Annotated in this window: 19 protein-coding genes; 6 read left to right on the forward strand and 13 right to left on the reverse strand. The window is 69.3% G+C overall.

Translation table 11 applies throughout. From position 1 onward, the window contains the following. Positions 1-12 precede the first annotated feature (12 nt). Genes AORI_RS66270 through argC form a run of 4 tightly spaced genes read right to left on the reverse strand, consistent with a single transcriptional unit; the run spans position 13 to position 4,305 of the window. Positions 13-1,206, reverse strand: coding sequence for an acetylornithine transaminase (locus AORI_RS66270; protein WP_016335386.1), 1,194 nt, complete (start codon positions 1,204-1,206; stop codon positions 13-15). Then, positions 1,203-2,123 (reverse strand): acetylglutamate kinase, encoded by a 921-nt coding sequence (gene argB / locus AORI_RS66275; protein WP_016335387.1) that lies wholly within the window; start codon positions 2,121-2,123, stop codon positions 1,203-1,205. Before argB ends, AORI_RS66270 begins: the two co-directional genes overlap by 4 nt. Continuing rightward, a complete protein-coding gene (gene argJ, locus AORI_RS66280; protein WP_016335388.1) occupies positions 2,120-3,280 on the reverse strand; it encodes a bifunctional glutamate N-acetyltransferase/amino-acid acetyltransferase ArgJ in 1,161 nt (386 codons plus the stop codon). The genes argB and argJ overlap by 4 nt, the downstream gene beginning before the upstream one ends. Beyond that, positions 3,277-4,305, reverse strand: coding sequence for an N-acetyl-gamma-glutamyl-phosphate reductase (gene argC, locus AORI_RS66285; protein ID WP_043848221.1), 1,029 nt, complete (start codon positions 4,303-4,305; stop codon positions 3,277-3,279). Before argC ends, argJ begins: the two co-directional genes overlap by 4 nt. Positions 4,306-4,395: 90 nt before the next feature. Here argC and AORI_RS66290 point away from each other — a divergent pair, with 90 nt between their 5' ends. Beyond that, positions 4,396-5,361: a helix-turn-helix transcriptional regulator gene (locus AORI_RS66290; RefSeq protein WP_016335390.1), complete on the forward strand. Its 966-nt coding sequence runs from the start codon at positions 4,396-4,398 to the stop codon at positions 5,359-5,361. Between the two features lie 41 nt (positions 5,362-5,402). Here the strand turns inward: AORI_RS66290 and AORI_RS66295 are convergent, their stop codons facing one another. Next, complete coding sequence (locus tag AORI_RS66295) at positions 5,403-5,897, reverse strand: hypothetical protein (protein ID WP_016335391.1); 495 nt, start codon at positions 5,895-5,897, stop codon at positions 5,403-5,405. A 227-nt stretch (positions 5,898-6,124) separates the two neighbouring features. On the opposite strand from AORI_RS66295, the gene AORI_RS66300 reads away from it, so the two are divergent. Beyond that, positions 6,125-6,553, forward strand: coding sequence for a DUF6294 family protein (locus tag AORI_RS66300; RefSeq protein ID WP_016335392.1), 429 nt, complete (start codon positions 6,125-6,127; stop codon positions 6,551-6,553). Between the two features lie 182 nt (positions 6,554-6,735). On the opposite strand, the gene AORI_RS66305 is transcribed toward AORI_RS66300, so the two are convergent. Then, positions 6,736-8,322, reverse strand: coding sequence for an alpha/beta hydrolase (locus tag AORI_RS66305; RefSeq protein WP_016335393.1), 1,587 nt, complete (start codon positions 8,320-8,322; stop codon positions 6,736-6,738). A gap of 185 nt (positions 8,323-8,507) precedes the next feature. Between AORI_RS66305 and AORI_RS66310 the strand changes: the two genes are divergently transcribed. Further along, the gene (locus AORI_RS66310) at positions 8,508-9,200 is read left to right on the forward strand and encodes a DNA alkylation repair protein (protein WP_016335394.1); all 693 of its coding nucleotides are present in this window, start codon (positions 8,508-8,510) and stop codon (positions 9,198-9,200) included. Here the strand turns inward: AORI_RS66310 and AORI_RS66315 are convergent. The 7 genes from AORI_RS66315 to infC all read right to left on the reverse strand — a co-directional run bounded on the left by AORI_RS66315 (position 9,181) and on the right by infC (position 18,636). After that, complete coding sequence (locus tag AORI_RS66315) at positions 9,181-12,567, reverse strand: tetratricopeptide repeat protein (protein ID WP_016335395.1); 3,387 nt, start codon at positions 12,565-12,567, stop codon at positions 9,181-9,183. The genes AORI_RS66310 and AORI_RS66315 overlap by 20 nt on opposite strands. A gap of 86 nt (positions 12,568-12,653) precedes the next feature. Further along, positions 12,654-15,224 (reverse strand): phenylalanine--tRNA ligase subunit beta, encoded by a 2,571-nt coding sequence (gene pheT / locus AORI_RS66320; protein ID WP_016335396.1) that lies wholly within the window; start codon positions 15,222-15,224, stop codon positions 12,654-12,656. Beyond that, positions 15,225-16,289: a phenylalanine--tRNA ligase subunit alpha gene (pheS, locus tag AORI_RS66325; RefSeq protein ID WP_016335397.1), complete on the reverse strand. Its 1,065-nt coding sequence runs from the start codon at positions 16,287-16,289 to the stop codon at positions 15,225-15,227. Between the two features lie 236 nt (positions 16,290-16,525). After that, positions 16,526-17,359 carry a TrmH family RNA methyltransferase gene (locus tag AORI_RS66330; RefSeq protein WP_081809806.1) on the reverse strand — a complete coding sequence of 278 codons (834 nt, stop codon included), beginning with the start codon at positions 17,357-17,359 and terminating at the stop codon, positions 16,526-16,528. Beyond that, positions 17,356-17,733: a 50S ribosomal protein L20 gene (rplT, locus tag AORI_RS66335; RefSeq protein ID WP_005163284.1), complete on the reverse strand. Its 378-nt coding sequence runs from the start codon at positions 17,731-17,733 to the stop codon at positions 17,356-17,358. Before rplT ends, AORI_RS66330 begins: the two co-directional genes overlap by 4 nt. A gap of 62 nt (positions 17,734-17,795) precedes the next feature. After that, complete coding sequence (gene rpmI / locus AORI_RS66340) at positions 17,796-17,990, reverse strand: 50S ribosomal protein L35 (protein ID WP_007028043.1); 195 nt, start codon at positions 17,988-17,990, stop codon at positions 17,796-17,798. Positions 17,991-18,060: 70 nt separating this feature from the next. After that, complete coding sequence (infC, locus tag AORI_RS66345) at positions 18,061-18,636, reverse strand: translation initiation factor IF-3 (protein ID WP_051071860.1); 576 nt, start codon at positions 18,634-18,636, stop codon at positions 18,061-18,063. Between the two features lie 270 nt (positions 18,637-18,906). On the opposite strand from infC, the gene AORI_RS66350 reads away from it, so the two are divergent. The 3 genes from AORI_RS66350 to AORI_RS66360 all read left to right on the forward strand — a co-directional run bounded on the left by AORI_RS66350 (position 18,907) and on the right by AORI_RS66360 (position 21,021). After that, positions 18,907-19,266: a DUF1844 domain-containing protein gene (locus AORI_RS66350; protein WP_005163289.1), complete on the forward strand. Its 360-nt coding sequence runs from the start codon at positions 18,907-18,909 to the stop codon at positions 19,264-19,266. A gap of 133 nt (positions 19,267-19,399) precedes the next feature. After that, positions 19,400-20,029: a GntR family transcriptional regulator gene (locus tag AORI_RS66355; protein WP_016335400.1), complete on the forward strand. Its 630-nt coding sequence runs from the start codon at positions 19,400-19,402 to the stop codon at positions 20,027-20,029. Further along, positions 20,026-21,021, forward strand: a complete 996-nt coding sequence (locus AORI_RS66360) for a 1-aminocyclopropane-1-carboxylate deaminase (protein ID WP_016335401.1) — start codon at positions 20,026-20,028, stop codon at positions 21,019-21,021. The genes AORI_RS66355 and AORI_RS66360 overlap by 4 nt, the downstream gene beginning before the upstream one ends. Positions 21,022-21,083: the final 62 nt, after the last annotated feature.

Raw genomic sequence — 21,083 nt, forward strand, 5'->3', positions numbered from 1 at the left:
TTCGTCTCTGTCCTAGGTGGTGGTGGAATCGAGCGCCCCGGGAAGGGCTTCGAGGAATCCCGTGGCCTCGTCGGCGCTCAGGATCAGCGGTGGGGCCAGCCGGATGGTGTCGGGTGCGATCGGGTTGACCAGGTATCCCGCTTCCTGCGCGGCCTTGGCGACCTTCGCCGAGACCGGTTCGCGCAAGGCGATGCCGAGCAGCAGCCCGGCACCGCGGACCCCGGACACCAGCGGGTGGCCGAGCTCCTCCACGCGGGAGGCGATGTCCTTGCCCAGTGCGGAAACGTGGTCGTTCAGGTTGTCCTTGGCGATGGTCTTGAGCACGGCGAGCCCGGCTGCGCAGCAGACCGGATTGCCGCCGAAGGTGGTGCCGTGCTGCCCCGGCTTGACCAGCTCCCCGGCCTCGCCGACGCCGATGACCGCGCCGATCGGCAGCCCGCCGCCGAGCCCCTTGGCCAGCGTGATGACGTCCGGGACGATGCCGGTGTGCTGGAAGGCGAACCAGGCGCCGGTGCGGCCGATGCCGGTCTGCACCTCGTCGAGGACCAGCAGGGTCCCGGTCGCCTTGGTGATCTCCCGTGCGGCCTGGAGGTAGCCGTCCGGCGCCGGGACGACGCCCGCCTCCCCGAGGATCGGCTCGAGGAACACCGCCGCCGTCTCGGTGTCCACCGCGGCGCGAAGCGCGTCGACGTCGCCATAGGGAACGTGGGTGACGCCGGGAACCAGCGGCTCGAACGCGTCCCGCTTCGACGGCTGCCCGGTCAGCGTCAGCGCGCCCATGGTGCGGCCGTGGAAGGCACCTTCGCACGCGACGATCTTGGTCCGTCCGGTGAGTCTGCTGATCTTCAGCGCGGCTTCGTTGGCCTCCGCGCCGGAGTTGACGAACAGCACCTTCGCGTTGCCGGACAGGCCGGCGACGTCCAGGAGGGTCTCGGCCAGTTCGACGGCGACCGGGTTCACGTAGAGGTTCGAGGTGTGGCCGAGTTTCGCGATCTGCTCGGTGACCGCGGCGACCACGGCGGGGTGGGCGTGGCCGAGCGCGTTGACCGCGATGCCGCCAAGCAGGTCGACGTACGGTTTGCCGTCGGCGTCCCAGACCTTCGCCCCCTCACCGCGGACCAGGGTCAGCGCCGGGGTGCCGTAGTTGTCCATGAGGGACGACTTCCAGTGCTCCTGGCCGTCTACATTGGACTTGTACGTGGTCACGGGAGCTCCGTTTCGGGGAAGACCATGGTACCGATGCCGCGGGAGGTGAAGACCTCCAGCAACACCGAATGGGCGATGCGGCCGTCGATCACGTGCGCGCGGCGGACGCCGCCGCGGATGGCGCGCACGCAGGCCTCCATCTTCGGGATCATGCCGCTGGCGAGGCCGGGGAGCAGGGTTTCGAGGCGGTCCACGCGGATCCTGTCGACCAGCGAACCGCGATCCGGCCAGTTGGCGTAAAGGCCTTCGACGTCGGTGAGCACGACGAGCTTTTCCGCGCCCAGCGCCGCCGCCAGCGCACCGGCCGCGGTGTCGGCGTTGATGTTGTGCACGACGCCGTCGACGTCCGGGGCCACGGTGGACACCACCGGGATCCGGCCCGCGTTGACGATGTCGAGCACGGCGTCCGGGTTCACCTCGGAGACCTCACCGACGAGCCCGATGTCGACCGGGACACCGTCCACAGTGGCCTGTTTGCGCTCGGCGGTGAACAGCCGCGCGTCCTCGCCGGAGATGCCGACCGCGTACGGGCCGTGCGCGTTGATCAGGCCGACCAGTTCCCGGCTGACCTGACCGGTCAGCACCATGCGGACGATGTCCATGGTCTCGGGTGTGGTGACCCGCAGGCCGCCCTTGAACTCGCCTTCGACGCCGAGCCGGTTGAGCATCGCGGTGATCTGCGGGCCGCCGCCGTGCACCACCACCGGGCGCAACCCGGCCGTACGCAGGAAGACCATGTCCTCGGCGAAGGCCTGCTTGAGACTCTCGTCGATCATCGCGTTGCCGCCGTACTTCACCACGACGGTGGCGCCGTGGAAACGCTGCAACCAGGGCAAGGCTTCGATGAGGATCGAGGCCTTCTCGGCGGCCGTCGCGAGCCGCTCGTCCGCGGGGACGGTGGATTCGGAAGGGCTCATGACGAGTACGCGCTGTTCTCTTCGACGTACGCGTGCGAAAGGTCGGTCGTGTAGATCGTCGCCCCGCCTTCGCCGAGGCCGAGGTCGACGACGATCTGGATGTCGCGGCCCGAAAGATCCGCCTCGGAGCGGTCCGCCGCAGTGGTGCCCTTGGCGAACAGGGTGACGCCGTTGATCGCGATGGCGACCTTCTCCGGGTCGATCTCCGCCGGCACGCGGCCCAGCGCCATGGCGATGCGGCCCCAGTTCGGGTCGGAACCGAACAGGGCGGTCTTGACCAGGTTGTCCTCGGCGATCGTCCGGCCGACGGCGATGGCGTCGGCCTCGCTCACCGCGCCGGTGACCGTGACGTCGACGTACTTGGTCGCGCCCTCGGAGTCCGCGCGCAGTTGCAGCACGAGGTCGAGGCTGACGGTGGTGAGGAGTTCGGTCAGCTCGGCCTCGGTCGGCTCGACACCGCTGGCACCCGACGCGAGGACGAGCACCGTGTCGTTGGTGGAGGTCCCGCCGTCGACGTCGAGCCGGTCGAAGGTCACGCCGGTGGCGGCACGCAGGGCCTTGTCCAGGACTTCGGGTGTGACGACCGCGTCGGTGGTGAGGACGGAGAGCATCGTCGCGAGGTTCGGGGCGAGCATGCCCGCGCCCTTGGCGAACCCGCCGACGCTCCAGCCGCTTTCGTGCTTCGCGGCCGCCTGCTTCGGCTTGGTGTCGGTGGTCATGACCGCGGTGGCGGCGGCGAGGTCGGCTTCGTCACCGGTGCCGAGCCGCTCGAAGGCGGTGTCCACCCCGGAGAGCAACGCGTCCATCGGCAGCCGTTCACCGATCAGGCCGGTCGAGCAGACCGCGACCTCGATCGCGCCGGCTTCGAAGAGTCCCGCGACCTTCTCGGCGGTCTGGTGGGTGTCCTGGAAGCCGCCGGGGCCGGTGGCGGCGTTCGCCCCGCCGGAGTTGAGGACGACGGCCTTGAGCCGCTGCTGCTTGAGCACTTCCTGCGACCACAGGACGGGCGCGGCCTTGATCACGTTGCGCGTGAAGACGCCGGCCGCGACCTGCAGCGGCCCGTCGTTGACGACGAGCGCGAGGTCGAGCTTGCCCTCGGCCTTGATCCCGGCGGCGACGCCCGCGGCACGGAATCCCTTCGGCTGGGTGACGGTCACGGAGCGACTCCTACGGTCGGTAGTCCGGTGGTTTCGGGGAGGCCGAGGGCGATGTTCATCGACTGGACGGCGCCGCCCGCGGTGCCCTTGGTCAGGTTGTCGATGGCCGCGACCACGATCAGGCGCCGGGTGTCGGCGTCGACGGTGACCTGCAGCTGGACGTTGTTCGAGCCGACCACCGACGCCGAGGACGGCCACCGGCCCTCGGGCAGCAGCTGGACGAACGGCTCGGTGGCGTACGCCTTTTCGTAGACCGCGCGGGCGCCTTCGGCGTCGAGATCGGTCTTGAGCGCGGCGCTCGCGGTGGTGAGGATCCCGCGCGGCATCGGGGCCAGCACCGGGGTGAACGAGACCTTGACCCGTTCACCCGAGACCGCCGAGAGGTTCTGCGCGAACTCGGGAGTGTGCCGATGGGCACCACCGACGCCGTACGCGGTGGCCGAGCCCATCACCTCCGAACCGAGGAGGTTCGGCTTCAGGCTCTTGCCCGCGCCCGACGTCCCGGTGACGGCGACGACGTTGACCTCCGGCTCGACCAGGCCCGCGGCGAGCGCCGGGGCGAGGGCGATCGAACCGCCGGTCGGGAAGCAGCCGGGGACCGCGATGCGTTTGGTCCCGGCGAGACGTTCGCGGGCGCCGGGGAGCTCGGGGAGCCCGTACGGCCATTGCCCGGCGTGGTCACCGCCGTACCAGCGCTGCCAGTCGGCCGCGTCCGCGAGGCGGTGGTCCGCGCCGAGGTCGACCACCAGGACATCCGGGCCCAGCTGCGCGGCGATGGCACCGGAGTGGCCGTGCGGCAGGGCGAGGAAGACGACGTCGTGTCCGGCCAGGGTCTCCGGGGTCGTCTCCAGCAGGACCCGGTCCACCAGTGGTGCGAGGTGCGGCTGATGCTGGACGAGCGGCGTCCCCGCGGAGCTGGCCGCGGTGAGCGCGCCGATCTGGACTTCGGGATGGGTCAGCAGCAGGCGCAGGAGTTCGCCGCCCGCGTACCCGCTGGCTCCGGCCACCGCGATCTTCACCGTCATACGCATGATTATGCACTCCCATGCAAGTTCAATCAAACAAAGTCGTGTGGCTCACCCGATAAGGGTTGTTGTCGAGGCATCCTTGACCGCATGACCGACACACCCGCCCGGCTGCTCAGCCTGCTGTCGCTCCTGCAGACCCCGCGCGAGTGGCCCGGAAGCGAGCTCGCCGAACGGCTGGAGGTCAGTCCGCGGACCATCCGGCGCGACATCGACCGGCTGCGTGAGCTCGGTTACCCCGTCGAAGCGTCACGAGGCGCCGAGGGCGGCTACCGGCTGGGCGCCGGCACGGCGATGCCACCGCTGCTGCTCGACGACGAAGAGGCCGTCGCGATCGCGGTCGGTCTGCGTGGCGCCGCCGGGCAGGCGATCTCGGGTATCGAGGAGTCTTCGGTGCGGGCGCTGGCCAAACTCGAACAGGTGCTGCCTTCGCGGCTGCGTTATCGCGTCGGCGCGCTGGGCGCCGCGACCGTGCCGCTCCCCGGCACGGGCCCGGCGGTGGATCCGGAACACCTCACCGTCTTCGCGGGCGCGATCGCCAACACCGAGCGGACCCGGTTCACCTACCGCACCGGCGACGGGACCGAATCCCGGCGGCACGTCGAACCGCACCGGCTCGTCTCCGCCGGACGCCGCTGGTACCTGCTCGGCTACGACCTCGACCGGAACGACTGGCGGATCTTCCGCGCGGACCGGATCTCGGAACCACGGGCGACCGGCGGCCGGGCCACCCCGAGACAGCCGCCCGCGGAGGACGTGGCGGCCTATGTCACCGACAGGATGTACAGCCTCCTTCCCACCTACAGCGCACGCGTGACCCTGCACGCACCGATCGGCCAGGTCGCCCCCGCGATCGGCGAGGGCTTCGGCGAACTGGAATCGCTGGACGACGAAACCTGCGTCTTCCACGCGGGCACCGACACCCTGGACTGGCTAGCGTTCCGGATTCTCGGGCTCGGCTGCGAATTCACCGTGCACGAACCGCCGGAGCTGATCGAGCATCTCCGGGAGATGGCCGCACGAGCCGAACGCGGAGCGGCGTCCACAGTGGACTGACGGTGGCCACGAGGACCGAAGGCCCTCGCGACCACCGGTGCTCAGCCGATTTCCGCCACCTCTCGTTGGCTCGGCGGGATGGGGAGATACGCGCCACGGCGCTCCGGGTCGCAGCCGACCCTGGGCAACCGGGCCCGGATCCCGCCCGGTGTCCGCTCGAACCGCCGCGCGATCTCCTCGACGCTTTCCCCAGCGAGCCAACGGCTTTCCAGTTCCGCGTCCAGCTCGTCGGTCCACGGCAGGCCCTGCTGCGCGGGGCGGTCCGCCGATCTTCGGCGGCCGTTCCGGCCGGTGCTCCGCCCGGCGAACGCCAGCAGTGTGTCGGAAAGGACGGTCGCCAAGGCCGGTACGGCTTCGGCGTCGATATCGAGCCTGCCTTCGGCGACAGGCTCTTCCAGCGGTCCGGCTCCGCCGACCATTACGGTCACCCAGCGGTCTTCCCCGGCCGCGCCGCCACCCTCACGGGCGGCGACCTCGATGCGATAAACGGTGTCCTGCACCCGGATCTCGGTCCGGTGCTCTTCGACGATGGTCATGGCGGGGACGCTAACGGGCGGGCCCGACAATTCGACGGCGCGGCGAGGGGATTCGGTGCGTGACCGGAAGTTTCCTCGCCTTCCCGGCCGCGAGGGGGCCGGTCACGGCACTATCGGCCACCCCGGTTGCCGCACCTAAGTGATCCTGACCGCGGTCGCCCGCGAGTTAGCTTTGCTCACCGGTTCTTCTACGAAGGGGAGGAAAAATGAGGACCAAGGCACGTCGGATGTCGCTTTTCTTGACCATGCTCGTACTCGCGATCGGGACCGTCTTCGCGGCGCCCGCCTCGGCCGGGACGGCGGCGTCCACCAGCGCGCTGGCCACCTGCACAGGAGCGGATTCCTGCTGGTTCACCTGGGGTCGCATCCAGGCCGGGGACTGCACGATGGACAACGCGAAGTGGACCCTCAGGCGCGACGGGAGCGCTTCGTTCGAGGCGACGATCGTCAGCAGCGACAGCAACGACGCTTGGCTGATGTGGGTGAACATCTTGGACAGCAACGGCATCGTCCTCGGGCCCATCCATCACGGCGGTGACCCCAAATTCGTCAAGGGCACCGTCAAGAACGTGTGGCACTGGTGGTTCGCCGAGGGATCGTTCGACGCCAGGTTCTTCGACCGCATCCACAGCATGCGGATGACGAGCCACTGCTAAGAAGCATCGGACGGGCGGCCAGGAAATGGACCGAAGGCGTCCTTCGCCGCATCGGACGCGCTGAAGGGAGCCTTCAGCCCACCATCGGCCGCGAATGCGACACAAGCGTCCAAGCCCCACAGCAAGGAAATGCCCCGGTCCGGAAAACCCGGACCGGGGCATCGAAACATCCTGACGAAGGCTCAGAAAGGCAGCGCCTGAGCCAGCGCCTCCTTCTTCACCTCGGCGACCGAAGACGGCACGTCCGACTTCGCGGCCGCGGAAGCGCCGGCCGGAACCGGCGGCGGGACCGGGCCGCACTGCACGTCCGAACCGTTGCCCGGCTTGCGCACGGGCAGCTTTCCGGTCAGCAGGTAGTCCGCGATCTTGTCGTCCACACAGGACACACCGGACAGCGAGCCCGAGTGCGTCGTGCCGCCCGGAGCGCTGATCAGGCTGGAGTTCGGGTAGCGCTTGCGGACCTCGAGGCTGCCGGGATACGGCGTCGCGGCGTCGTTCTCCTCGTTGACCAGCAGGATGCCGGGGACCTTGCTGCCGTCGATCTCCACCGGCTTGCCCGGCTTCGCGGGCCAGTCGAGGCACGGCGCGTTGAACCAGGCATTGCCCCAGGTCTCGAACGGCGCCCGGAAGTGCGTGACCCAGTTGTCGAACTTCCAGCGGGGCCAGCTCTGCGGCCACGCCACGTCTGTGCACTGCACGGCCGCGTACACCGCGTAGCCGTTGTCCTGGCCCGGCGGGTTGGAGTCGTCGTACAGGCCCTTCAGGGTCTGCCAGTCACCCTTGTGCACCCAGCCGGAGAAGGCGTTCGCCATGTCTTCCCAGCCGAAGACGTAGTAACCGGCCTGCAGGAAGATGTCCGTCCACTCGGATCCGCCGATGACGCCGCCCGCGGGCTTGTCGTACAGCTTCTTCTGCTCGGCGTACCACAGCTTCTCGACCGCGGCGGCGGTGTTGCCGAGGTGGTAGACCGAGTCGTACTTGGCGAGCCAGCCAAAGTAGATCTTGATGTTCTTGTCGAAGGCGATGTCCTGGTTCAGGTTCGCCTTGTACCAGACGTCGCGGGGGTCGACGGTGCCGTCGAACACCATCCGCCGCACGTTCTGCGGGAACAGCGTGCTGTAGACCTGTCCGAGGTAGGTGCCGTAGGAGAAGCCGTAGTAGTTGATCTGCTTCTCGCCCAGCGCCTTCCGCAGGCTGTCGACGTCCTTCGCCACATCGATGGTCTTGATGTGGTCGAGGATCGCGCCGTTCTTGGCGCACGCCTTCGCGTAGCCCTTGGCCCTCTCACGCCACGCCGTCTCGATGGCGCGCGTGGTCGGCACGTACTGCGGGCGGTTGTAGGAGGCGTAGTTCCCGTCGCAGGTCAGCGACGGCTTGCTCTCCCCCACGCCACGCGGGTCGAAGCCGATCCAGTCGTACTCCTCACCCGCCTTCTTGGGGACGGCCCGGCCGAGCGTCGACAGGCCGAGACCCGATCCGCCGGGACCGCCCGGGTTGACCAGCATGACGCCCTGCGACTTGGCGGACTTGTGCTTCACCCGCGAGACGGCGATCGAGATCTTCTCCCCGCCCGGCTTCGCGTAGTCCAGCGGGACCTCGAGGAAACCGCATTCCGCGCCGGCCTTCACCAGGCTCGGGCGCGTACAGGCTCCCCAGGAGATGGGCTTCGGATCGAAGTCCGACGCCGAGGCGGCCGTGGCGGAGGGAGCGAGCGCCATGGTGCCGACGCCGATCCCCGCGACCGCCAGGGCGGCAACGAATTTCTTCACTGTGTTCCTTTTCGTCCGCGTTCGACCCGGTCGGGCCGAAGCTACCGAGAACCGGCTTCAATCTCGCTGACCGACACGTTGACCGCCATCCCTCTTTAGTCGGTATCCGATCCTCGATCCGGGCATATCAGTCTTGTCGGTCCCCTGTCGTACGCTCGCGTCGCCCACTGGGGAAAGGAGAGCGCATGGACGAGGTGAAAAGCCTGGTTTCGGCGGTTCGCAACGGTTTGGCCGCGCTGGCCGATCCGGAAAAGGCGCCGTCGATGCGGGCGTACATGAAGTCGGAAATGCCGTTCCTCGGTGTGGCGTCCCCGCCTCGGGCCGCCTTGCTGAAGCGGCTCTATGCCGAACATCCGCTACCCGATCGTGTGAGCTTTTCGACGGCAATTCTCACGTTGTGGCGAGAGGCCGAGTTCCGGGAAGAGCGCTATGCGGCGATCGCCCTTTCCGGGCATCGCGCGTACACCCGTTGGCAGGACGGCGATCTGCTCGGCCTGTACGAGGAGATGATCGTGACGGGCGCCTGGTGGGATTACGTGGACGAGGTCGCCATCCGCCGGATCGGCCCGATCCTGCGCGCGGAGCCGGAGACGGTGACCACGCTGATGCTGACCTGGGCCTACGACGAGGACCGATGGCGTCGCCGCACCGCGGTCATCTGCCAGATCGGTGCCAAGGGCGGAACGGACACCGACCTGCTCACCCGTGCCGTCGAGGCGAACATCGACGACAAGGACTTCTTCCTGCGCAAGGGAATCGGCTGGGCCCTGCGCGAGTACGCGAAGACCGAGCCGGACTGGGTGCGCGCGTTCGCCGCCGCGCATCCGGCACTGTCCACTCTGTCCAGGAAGGAGGCGCTCAAGCACCTGGGAGGGTGAGCACCGGCCTGGGGACGAGGGCGATGAGTTCCTCGACCACCCCACCGAGTTCGGGCAACAGCACTCGTAGCTCCTTGAGATCGCGAAGCAGTTCCAAGCGCGTCTCCTGGGGCGGCCCCTTCTCGAGCAGGGTCTTGAGGTCACGGGTCATCTCTTCCTCACGTCCGAGGACGAGGAGGTAGAAGAGCGGCTGGAGCTGGACGTCCCAGTCGAAGGGGCCGGTCGAGATCCGGGCGTTGGCCTTGTCGAGGCCTTCGTTCAGCGCTTGGTGGGCTTCTTCCGTCTTCCCGGTCTTCAGCCAGACGAGGGTGAGGAGGTTGTGCGCCCAGCCGAATTCCGGTGCGAGCGGGGCCAGGAGCGTCTCCGCCTCGTCGAGCTCCCCCGCGAACAGCAGGGCCTCCCCGAGGCTTTCGCGGTATTCGGTGTTCTCAGGGTCCGAGGCGACCAGTTCGCGCAGTTCGCGGATGGCCTCCTCGTACTCGCCTGCCCGGCAGCGGATGTCCGCGCGCAGGGCGCGGGCGCTCTCGTCGTGCCCCGCTTCCAGCGCGCTCTCCGTGTCGGCCAACGCGCCTTCCAGGTCACCGAAGACGAACCGATGGCGGGCGCGCCGGTACAAGGCGTACCCACCGTCCTGGCCAAGGCGAACACCTTCGTCGAGTGCCGCCCTGGCCTCGTCGTGCCGGTCGAGGTCTCTGAGGATGTCGCCGCGGCTGGTGTGGAAGAAGGCCAGCCCCGCATTCGCCGAGACGGCGATGTCGATGTCGGCGAGGGCCGCCGGGAAATCGCCGGAGCGCTGGTGGGCCAGAGCACGCCAGCTGTGCGCCCACTCGTTGCCGGGGTCGAGTTCGATCGCGCGGCTCAAGGAGGTCACCGCGCTGCCGTTCTCGTTGAGTCTGCTGAGCACCGCCCCTCGCTGCAGATGGTTCTCGGCGTCGTCGGGAGCCAGCTCGATGGCCCGGTCCAGGTCGGCGAGTGCCGTCCGGTACTCGTCCAGATTGTGGTGGGCCAGGCCGCGCATGTAGTACGCCCACTCGTAGTCCGGGTCGATCCGCAGCGCGGCGGTGAAACCGTCGACGGCGAGCCGGTTCCGTTCACCGCGGTGGTGGAAGGCCGCCCGGATCGCGTGGGCCCTGGCGCTCCCGGGGTCCGCCGCGACGATCGCGTCGAACGCCGCCGACGCGGCGTCTCCGTCTCCCGTCCGCTCCAGGAACAACGCCAGTTTGGTCAGGTAGAAGACGTCTTTGGGGCGGAGGGCGGCGGCCGCGCGATGACCGGCGAGTGCTCCCTCGTCGTCTCCCAGCTCGGCGAGCAGCGTGGCCCGGTAGTGGACGGCCCAGGCGTACTCGGGGTCGAGCCGGATCGCGATGTCGATCTCGTGGATCGCCTTCCGGATATCGCCGCGTTTGAAGTGCACCTCGCTCCGGATGGCGTACGCCCATGTGTGGTCGGGCTGGAGACGGACGGCCTCGTCGAGGTCCGCCATCGCACCGTCGAGGTCGCCGAGTTCGGCACGGGCGGAGCCGCGTCCGCGCCACGAATAGGCGTACCCGGGGTCGAGTTCGATCGCCCGGTTCAGATCCGACAACGCCCGTTCCCAGTCACCCTCGTTGCGGAACAGGTTGCCCCGATCGCTCCACGCGTAGGGGTCGGCGGGGTTCAGATCGAGCGCCCGGTCGAAGTCCCGTGTCGCCGCCTCGATGTCCTCTTGGCTTTCGTAGGCCCAGGCGCGCCGCCGGATCACCGTCGAAAGCCGCGCGGCGTCGAGTTCGCCCGCGCCGGCGAGCAGATCGAGCACCGGGATCTCCCGCGGGCCGTCGCCGTCGCCGATCGCGGCGGTCAGCCGCCGGCCCCAGCCGAGTACCGAAGGCGCGTCCGCGTCGGCACCGGCCTGCTCCATCATGCGGGCCCAAGCGCGGGCGGGAGCGGTGCCGGTGGTGATCATCTCGGCCGCGCCGAGCAGCGCGTCCGGTAGCGCGTCGGCCGGGGCGCCGCAGAGCCGGTGATAGGTCTGTTCGAGCTTCCTCTTCTGCCAGCGCTCGTCGCTCCAGGCGTCGCGGTGACTGCTCAGGCCGAGTTCGGCACAGCGGCCTTCGTAGTACTCGCCGAGCCGCAGGTGGCGTTCGGCGAACTCGGCGGGCGAGCGACCGCGTTCCAGCCGCACCATCGGGCCGCGGACCACCGGGTGGTAGCGCACCGGAAGCTCGCGGCGACCGACGAACGGCAGTTCCCGCAGCCAGCGGAAGGTCTCCCCCGCGGTCTCCTTCCCGGTCAGCACGCCGATGACGTCCTCGTCGAGGAAGCGGGGTAGCGACGCGGTGGCGGCGATGTCCTTCCTCGCCTTTTCGGGGACCCAGTGCAGGAATCGCTTGACCGCGTCGTCGCTGGGATCGCCGACGGCGTCCGCTCCGGCCGGATTCCCGCGGGCCAGCATGGCGACCAGGACGGGCAGGCCGTCGGTCAGCCGCAGCACGATCTCGATGACCTGTTCGTCGGTGATGCCGTGTTCGGCGAGCAGGCGCCGTGCCTCCGGCTCGGTGAACGGCCGGAGCTCGATCTCGCGTACCAGCGGCGCGTGCCGGTTCCAGTTCGCCTCGTCCAGCGGGAACTGGCCCGCGACGGTGAGCACCAGGTTCTGCGGCAGATCGCCGTACAGTCCGGCGAGCAGGTCGAGCAGCCAGGTCTCCAGCACCGGCGCGGTTCGCTCGAAGGTGTCGAAGAACAGCGCGATCTGCCGCGTCTCCGGAACGCGCCACAGATCTTCGACGAACGGTTTGGTGAGCTCCTCCGCCGGTTCGAGGAGCAGCTGGACATCGGCCTTCCGCTTGAACTTCGCCGCGAGGTAGACCTGGAGCTGCTCCAGCTGTTTCGCCGTCGCGTCCGCGTCGATCGCGTCGGCGGCGATGCTGCCGCCGGGCAGTGTCTTCGCAACGCCGAGACCGGCCTTGACGACGGTCTTCGTCACCAGTTCACGCCCGGCCGCGGGTGCCTGCGGATCGCTGTGCAGCCGTTCCCTCGCCTTGAGATACGACTCGTAGCGCTTCTCGAAGCGGCGCATCTCGTACCCGCCGCGAGCGAGGTCCTTCGCCAGTTTGACCAGTGTCGCGGGCAGATCCTGCTGCCGGTCGTCCGCGAACCCGACGGCGGCGCGGGCTTCCTCGGCGATACCGCGAAGCTGGTCGAGCAGGAAGGACTTCCCGACCCCGGCGAGACCGTGCACCGAATACAGGTACCGGCGGCGCCGGTCGTCTCCGGACAACCCCAGATTGTCCCGGAAGTCCTCACGTTCCCCGACCCTGCCGACGAAACCGTCGCTCAGCCTGGCGCGGGCGATGTCTTGGATACTGGACCGGCCGTCTGGACGTGACACAAGTCCTCACTTTGCCACACCCGAAGCGCGTGAAGGCCCCTTTCCTCGGCTGAACCGAGGAAAGGGGCCTTCACGGGACAACCGGGTCAGGCCCGCAGGCTCGCGCCGAAACGTTCGCCGGCGACCGCGACGGCGGCGTCGCGGGCCTTGGTGGCCTCGTCGACGGTCAGCGTGCGGTCCGCGGCACGGAACCGCAGCTTGTACGCCACCGAACGCTTGCCCTCGCCCACCTGCTCGCCCTGGTAGGAGTCGAACAGCGTGATGTCCTCGAGCAGTTCGCCCGCGCCTTCGCGCAGCGCCTCGGCCAGATCCGCCGACGGCACCTCCGACTCCGCGACGAGGGCGACGTCGAGCAACACCGGCGGGTACGCCGAGATCCGCGGCGCCGGACGGTCGTCCGGAATCGGGATCGCGTCCAGGTCGAGTTCCATCGCGACGGTGCGCGGCGGCAGCCCGAGCGCCTCGACGACCTTCGGGTGCAGCTCACCGGCGTAACCGACCGGCCACTGCCCCACCCGCAGCTGCGCGCAGCGACCGGGGTGCCACGGCGGCTGATCCGCCGCGGCCGTGGTCAGCTCGACACCGGCGGCCTGCGCCACCAGCCGGGCGGCCTGGACCGCGTCGGCCCAGTTCGCCTGCTCACCCTCGCCCCACCAGCCGGCGCGAGCGCGCTGACCGGCGAGCACGACGGCGACGTGCAGCGGCTGCGGCGGCACGGCTGCCTCCAGTACCGCGAGCTCCTCGTCGGTCGGGCGCCGGTCCACCCCGAGCGAAGGCATCGGGATCGGGTTCGGCCCGGGCAGCACGACCTGCCCGATGTGGAACAGCGAGACATCCTTGAAACCGCGGGAAATGTTGCGCTGCAAGGTCTCCAGCAGCCCCGGCAGCAAGGTGCTCGCCATCCGGTCCTTGTCCGCCTCCAGCGGGTTGCGGACCTTGACGGTGCTGCGGCGGACGTCGTCCTCGGGCAGCCCGAACGCGTCCCAGACCGTGTCCGAGATGAACGGGAAGGGCAGCACCTCGACGTAGCCGTTCTCCGCCAGCGCACGCGCGACCGAGCGGCGACGACGCTGCACGTCGGTGAGTCCGCGGCCGGCCGGGGCGTCGGGCAGCACCGACGGGATGCTGTCGTAGCCCTCCAGCCGGAGCACCTCCTCGACCAGGTCGGCGGGCTGCACCAGGTCGCCACGCCAGCTCGGCGGGACCGCGGTCACCAGGGCGGTGCCGTCCTCCGACGTGCCCACATTGACCTTGCAGCCGATCTGCGAAAGCCGCTTGACCGTGACACCACGCTCGTAGCGCACCCCGGCCACCTGGTCGGGCAGGCTGATCGGCATGGTCACCGGCGGGTTCGGCTCGACGCCGCCCTCGTCGGTGCGGCCGGGCAGGATCGAACCCTCGCCGTACTGACGCAGCAGGCGCGCGGCGAGTTCGACGGCCACCGCGCACAGCTGCGGGTCGGTGTAGCGCTCGAACCGCTTGGCCGCCTCGGAGAACAGCTTGTGACGGCGGGCCGTCCGGCTGATCGACGACGGGTCCCAGTGCGCCGCTTCGAGCAGCACGTCGGTGCTCTCGGGGGTGATCTCGGTCGACGCGCCGCCCATCGTGCCCGCCAGCGAGATGACCCCGCTGTCGTCGGCGATCACCACGTCGTCCGCGTCGAGCGTGCGCTCGACATCGTCCAAAGTGGTCAGTTTTTCGCCCGGCTTCGCCTTGCGCACCACCAGATCGCCCTTGACCGAACCGGTCGCGAACGCGTGCAGCGGGTGCCCGAGCTCGAGCATGACGTAGTTGGTCACGTCGACCGCGAGCGAGATCGACCGGATGCCGGCCAGCATCAGGCGGCGGCGCATCCACCACGGCGTCGGCGCGGTCGCGTCCAGGTTCTTGACCCGGCGCAGGACGAACCGCTTGCAGCCCTCGGTGTCTTCGAGGTGCACCGGCCAGACGTCGCTCTCGGCCTCGGGGACCTCGATGGACGCCGGGTCGCCGAACGGGACGTCGAGCGCGTTGGACAGCTCGCGGGCCAGGCCGCGGACCGACAGCGTGTACCCGCGGTCCGGGGTCGGCGTGACCTCGAGGACGGTGTCGTCGAGGCCGAGCAGCTTGCTCGCGTCTTCGCCCGGGCTGGCCGTGCTCGGCGGGAGCACCAGGATGCCGGAGTGGTCGTCGCCGATGCCGAGTTCGCTCGCGGAGCAGATCATGCCGTCGCTGAGACGGCCGTAGGTCTTGCGCGCGCCGATCTCGAAACCGCCGGGCAGCACGGTGCCGGGCAGCGCGACGACGACCAGGTCACCCTCGGCGAAGTTCGAGGCACCGCAGATGATCCCGCGGGTCTTGATCCCCGTGGGGCCGTCGTCCTCGAAAGGACCTTCGTCGTCGTCCTCGTCTTCGTCGAGGTTCTCGTCCGGCTTGCCGGCGTCCTCGTCCTCCGACTCACCGACATCGACCCGGCAGAACCGGACCGGCTTCTTGAACTCGGTGAGCTCCTCGATCTCGGCGACGCGGCCGACCACGAGCGGGCCGGTGACGGGTTCGAGTTCACGGACGTCGTCGACCTCGATGCCGATGCGCACGAAGGCGTCGGCCAGATCCTGGGCCGTGACCTCCTCGTCGACGTCGAGGTGTTCGATCAGCCAGCTGGCTGGGACCTTCACTCAGGCCTCCGTTCCGAAAGGCAGGGTGAACCTGATGTCGCCCTCCACCATGTCGCGCATGTCCGGGATTCCGTTGCGGAACTGCAGGGTGCGCTCGATACCCATGCCGAAGGCGAAGCCCGAGTACACCTCGGGGTCGACGCCACAGGCACGCAAGACGTTGGGGTTGACCATGCCGCAGCCGCCCCATTCGACCCAGCCGGGGCCGCCCTTCTTCTCCTCGAACCAGACGTCGACCTCGGCCGACGGCTCGGTGAACGGGAAGAAGTGCGGGCGCAGACGGGTCTTCGAGGTCCCGCCGAACATCGCGCGGGCGAAGGCGTCGAGGGTGCCCTTGAGGTGCGCCATCGTCAGGCCCTTGTCCACCGCGAGCCCTTCGACCTGCGAGAACACCGGGGTGTGCGTGGCGTCGAGCTCATCGGTCCGGTAGGTGCGGCCGGGGCAGACGACGTACACGGGCAGGTCGCGGTGCAGCAGCGTCCGGGCCTGCACCGGCGAGGTGTGCGTCCGCAGCACCAGGCCGGAGTCCTCCTCGCCGAGGTAGAACGTGTCCTGCAGCTGGCGCGCGGGGTGGTCCTTGCCGAAGTTCAGCGCGTCGAAGTTGAACCACTCGGCTTCGAGCTCGGGACCGTCGGCGACCTCGTAGCCCATCGCGACGAACGCGTCGGCGATCCGCTCCGAGAGGGTCGCGATCGGGTGCCGGGCGCCACGGGGCACGCGGTCCCACGGCAGCGTGACGTCGACGGCCTCCTCGCGGAGCACCCTCTCGTCACGTTCCGCCTGGAGCACCGCGCGGCGGGCGTCGAACGCGGACTGGATGCCCTGGCGCGCTTCGTTGACCCGCTTGCCTGCCTCGGCCTTCTCCTGCTTCGGCAGGGCGCCGATCTCGCGGCGGGCGAGCAGCAGCGGAGACTGGTCCCCGAGGTGGGCGGGCTTGACCGCGGCCAGCGCGTCGAGATCCGCCGCGGCCGCGAAACCCGTCTCGGCCTGTTTGACGGCGGCCGTCAACGTTTCCGGCGCGAGCGCCCCCGCCTGGGGGTCCTGCTTGTCGTTGGCTTCGGACATAACTCCTCGGCGTCCGCTGGGACTGGTCCGGTGCACGCGAGCGCACACATGGGTTTAGCAGCTGCTGAATTCTATGGGACAGCGAACGGCGGCCCCCGATCACCCTCGGGCTGGGCACACCGTCACTCGGGAGTGCGAAAAACGCGCTCTACGCCGTAAACAAGGTGCTGGAACGAACACTGCGTTCCATGAGAGCTCCCTTGGTGTCGTGGTGCGACGGCGTGATGGCCGAGACTCTACGTGGCCGCGGCCCGCGAAGCCATCGCATTTGTGTACACACAGACAGCGGCGGCCGTCGCGAGGTTCAGGCTCTCGGCGCGGCCGTACATCGGGATCTTCACCGCGAGGTCGACCGTTTCCAGGACCTCCCGCGGCAGGCCGTGCGCCTCGTTGCCGAACACCCACGCGGTCGGCTCGGCGAAGGTCACCTGATCGAGTTCGGTGTCGGCGTAACCGTGCGCGCCGAGGGTGCGGAGCCCGGCGGCGGAGCAGGCCTTCAAGGCCGCGTCGACGTCCCGGATCCGGGTGATGGCGGGGTGGAACAGGCTGCCGGCGGCCGCGCGGACGCATTTGCCGTTGTGCGGGTCAACGCTGTCGCCGGCGAGGACGACCGCGTCGGCGCCGGCGGCGTCCGCGACGCGGATCACGGTGCCCGCGTTGCCGGGGTCGGCGACGTCGACGAGGACGACGACGAGCTTCGCGCCCGGCTTCAGGACGGTCTCCTGTGGACGGTCGACGAGCGCGCAGACCGCGACGATGCCTTGCGGTGTCACGGTCTCGGACAACCCGTCGGCGGCGCGATCGGTGATCGGCGAGACGGGGACGCCCGCCTCACGCGCGATGGTGAGCAGCCGCTCGTGCTGCGCGGCGGCACGTTCGGTCACGAACAGCTCGTACACCGTGCCGCCGTCTTCGAGCGCGGCCTCGACGGCGTTCGCGCCCTCGGCGAGGAACCGGCCGGTCTTCTCACGCTCGGCCCGGCGGGTGAGCTTGCGCGCAGCAACAACCCGGGGCGTCCGTTCGGTGAACGGAGCCGCCCCGGGTTGCGGAAGAGCGCTGTAGCCGGTCAGGCCGACTTCTTCTCTTCGGTGTTCACGTTCGCCTTGGCCAGCTCGGCCAGCGCGGTGAACGCGGCGGCGTCGTTGACGGCGAGGTCCGCGAGGATCTTGCGGTCGACCTCGACACCCGCGGCCTTGAGGCCCTGGATGAACCGGTTGTAGGTCACGCCGTTGGCGCGGGCCGCGGCGTTGATGCGGGTGATCCACAGCTGGCGGAAGTCACCCTTGCGGGCACGACGGTCCCGGTAGGCGTAGTTCAGCGAGTGAAGCGTCTGCTCCTTCGCCTTGCGGTACAGCCGCGAACGCTGGCCGCGGTAGCCGCTGGCGAGCTCGAGAGTCGCGCGACGCTTCTTCTGGGCGTTGACCGCCCTCTTGACGCGTGCCACTGGTCCATCCTGTCGATCTGGGGGCGCGGCTGGCGCGCCCGGGGTTTACAAGTGCGGGGGTGTCAGCGGCCGAGAAGGCGCTTGACGCGGCCGACGTCGTTCTTGGCGATCTCGGTCGTGCCTTCGAGGCGACGGGTGAGCCTGTTGGACTTCTTCTCCATCAGGTGGCGACGGCCGGCCTTCTGGCGGCGCAGCTTGCCCGAGCCCGTGACGCGGACACGCTTGGACGTCCCGCTGTGCGTCTTCATCTTCGGCATTACGTTGTCCTCTTTCGTGCGGCGGCACACCGGTGTTCCCCGGTGTGCCGCTGACATGTGCTGGTCGGCGCTACGCGTCGGCGGGCGGCTCGGACGACTCGTCCTTGGCTGCCTTCGCGGCCTTCTGCGGCTTCACGTTCTTGTGCGGAGCCAACACCATGATCATGTTGCGACCGTCCTGCTTCGGCGACGACTCGACGAACCCGAGCTCGGTCACCTCGTCGGCGAGCTTCTGCAGCAGCCGGAAACCGAGTTCCGGCCGGGACTGCTCTCGACCGCGGAACATGATCGTGACCTTGACCTTGTTGCCTGCCGCCAGGAAGCGCGACACGTGACCCTTCTTGGTCTCGTAGTCGTGCTGATCGATCTTCGGCCGCAGCTTCTGCTCTTTGATGACGGTGAGCTGCTGGTTGCGGCGGGACTCGCGGGCCTTCTGCGCGCTCTCGTACTTGAACTTGCCGAAGTCCATGAGCTTGCATACGGGCGGGCGTGCCTGCGGAGCGACCTCGACCAGATCGAGATCGTTCTCCTGTGCCAGCCGCAGCGCATCTTCGATCCGGACGATGCCGACCTGTTCACCGGCAGGCCCGACGAGGCGGACCTCCGGAACCCGGATTCGGTCGTTGATGCGTGTCTCGGAGCTGATGGGGCCTCCTTGGTCCGAGGTAAATTCTTCTACCGTTTCGACCTGGTGCCCACATGCCGAAGGCCCCGGTACCGTGAGGTACGCGAGGCCCACTCATTCCGATCGCGTTCAGTCTCCAGAACCGAACGCACCGCCTCCGACGCCCGAAATCGTCTTCGGCGAGACCGGACCCGGACACCTGGTGTTGCGGCGGTGACACGGGTGGGAGCGGGGCTCCACTTGCCGCCCCCGATCGCTCGGGGGCTGGTCGCTCGTGGAAGGGTACCAGACGTGTCAGATGAACCCGTTCAGCAACCCCCGTATTCCCCGGACGTCCGCGACCTGGAGGACATCCCGAGCGTCGAGGTGATCAGCAGGGCGGCCGTCATGCTGCTCTCCGCCGGCGCCGAACGCCTCGGCCTCGCGGACGAGGACCCGGCCAGCTCACCGCACCGCGACCTCGACGAGGCCCGTCGCCTGATCACCGCCCTCGCCGGGCTGGTCACCGCTTCGGCAGAGTACCTCGGCCTGCACGCCGGCCCGTTGCGCGACGGCCTGCAGTCGCTGCAGAAGGCGTTCCGCGAGGCTTCGGCCGTGCCGGACGCGCCCGGGCAGGGGCCGGGCGAGAAGTACACGGGACCGGTCTACTAGCCCCGCCGTCCGTCAAGTGTCAGGAAAGGGTCGTTCAGGACATTTTTCGTCCTGAACGACCCTTTCCTGACATCCGGGCTACCGAACCGGCGCACCGCCAACTAACATTTCAGATGTGAGTGGGTTAGCGAAGGTGCCGAGGTCCCTCCTCAGAGACGAGGCCTACGAGAACATCCGGCGCGCGATCATCGACGGGACGCTGCCACCGGGCACGAACCTGCGCGACGGGGACCTCGCCGAGCAGCTGGGGCTTTCCCGGGCGCCGGTGCGCCAGGCCCTGCTGCGCCTCATCGAGGACGGTCTCGTCGAGTCGAAGCCGCAGAGCTACACGCGGGTGGCGGGGTTCGTCCCCGACGACGTCCGTGACGCCTTGCAGCTCGTGCGGACGCTGCACGAGTTCGCCGTCCGGGCGGGCGCGCCGAGGATGGGACCGGCGGAGGTCGCCGCGATGCGGGCGGCCAACGCCCGGTTCGCCGACGCGATCGCCGCCGGGGACATCGCGGCCGCGATCGCCGCCGACGACGAACTCCACGACGTCCCGGTGGCCGCCGCGCGCAACCGGGCGATCGCCGCGACGCTGGCCCGCTACACGCCGCTGTTGCGACGTCTCGAGTACGCCCGCTTCGGCTCCCTGCCCGCCCACCGGTCGGTCCAGCGCCACGCGGAGCTGGCCGACGCCATCGAAGCGGGCGACGTCGACGCGGCCTGCGCCATCACCGCCACCATCTGGACCGAGCTCGAAGACCTCCTGGAGACGCCATGACCCTCGCCGACTTCCCCCGCTATCCGCTGCTGTTCGGCCCCTCCCCCGTCCACCCGCTCGAACGGCTCACCGCCCATCTCGGCGGCGCGAAGGTCTGGGCGAAACGCGAGGACGTCAACTCCGGGATCGCGTTCGGCGGCAACAAGACCCGGAAGCTCGAGTACCTGGTCGCCGACGCGCTGGCCCAGGGCGCGGACACGCTGATCTCGATCGGCGGCGTGCAGTCGAACCACACCCGTCAGGTCGCCGCGGCCGCCGCGCGGGCCGGGCTCAAGGCCGTGCTGGTGCAGGAGAGCTGGGTCGACTGGAACGACCCGATGTACGACAAGGTCGGCAACATCCAGCTCTCGCGCATCCTCGGCGCGGACATCCGGATGGTCGAGGCCGGATTCGGCGTCGGCTTCAAGGAGAGCTGGGAAAACGCGGTCAAGGAGATCGAGGCCGACGGCGGGAAGCCGTACGCGATCCCGGCCGGCGGCTCGGACCACCGCCTCGGCGGGCTCGGTTTCGCGAACTGGATCGTCGAGCTCGAAGCGCAGGAGGCCGAGCTCGGCGTCTTCTTCGACACGGTGGTCGTCTGCTCGGTGACCGGCAGCACGCAGGCGGGGATGGTCGCCGGGGCCGCGCTTTCCGGGAAGCCTCGGCGGATCCTCGGCATCGACGGGTCGGCGAAGCCGGCGGAAACGCGTGACCAGATCACCCGCATCGCGCGGGCGACCGCGGACCTGATCGGCGCGGGCGGGATCGGCGAGGTCGAACTGGACGAGCGGTATCACGCCGGGATCTACGGCATCCCGGACGAGTCCACTCTGGACGCGATCCGGACGCTGGCGCGGCTGGAGGGAGTGCTCACCGATCCGGTGTACGAGGGCAAGTCCATGGCGGGGCTGATCGACCTCGTTTCCCGCGGCGAGATCTCGCGGGACTCGAACGTGCTCTTCGCGCACCTGGGCGGGCAACCCGCGCTGAACGGGTACACGAGCGTCCTCTAGCGGCTGCTAGGAACGGGCCGTTCCTAGCGAAATTTGCAAGGAACGGCCCGTTCATCGCACGC

Source organism: Amycolatopsis keratiniphila, assembly GCF_000400635.2.
Lineage (GTDB): Bacteria > Actinomycetota > Actinomycetes > Mycobacteriales > Pseudonocardiaceae > Amycolatopsis > Amycolatopsis keratiniphila.

Coding starts and splice junctions, on each gene's coding strand:
- rpmI (WP_007028043.1), bottom strand. CDS start 17,990: ATGCCGAAGATGAAGACGCACAGCGGGACGTCCAAGCGTGTCCGCGTC.
- argC (WP_043848221.1), bottom strand. CDS start 4,305: ATGACGGTGAAGATCGCGGTGGCCGGAGCCAGCGGGTACGCGGGCGGC.
- AORI_RS66295 (WP_016335391.1), bottom strand. CDS start 5,897: ATGACCATCGTCGAAGAGCACCGGACCGAGATCCGGGTGCAGGACACC.
- AORI_RS66310 (WP_016335394.1), top strand. CDS start 8,508: ATGGACGAGGTGAAAAGCCTGGTTTCGGCGGTTCGCAACGGTTTGGCC.
- AORI_RS66290 (WP_016335390.1), top strand. CDS start 4,396: ATGACCGACACACCCGCCCGGCTGCTCAGCCTGCTGTCGCTCCTGCAG.
- argB (WP_016335387.1), bottom strand. CDS start 2,123: ATGAGCCCTTCCGAATCCACCGTCCCCGCGGACGAGCGGCTCGCGACG.
- pheS (WP_016335397.1), bottom strand. CDS start 16,289: ATGTCCGAAGCCAACGACAAGCAGGACCCCCAGGCGGGGGCGCTCGCG.
- AORI_RS66360 (WP_016335401.1), top strand. CDS start 20,026: ATGACCCTCGCCGACTTCCCCCGCTATCCGCTGCTGTTCGGCCCCTCC.
- AORI_RS66300 (WP_016335392.1), top strand. CDS start 6,125: ATGTCGCTTTTCTTGACCATGCTCGTACTCGCGATCGGGACCGTCTTC.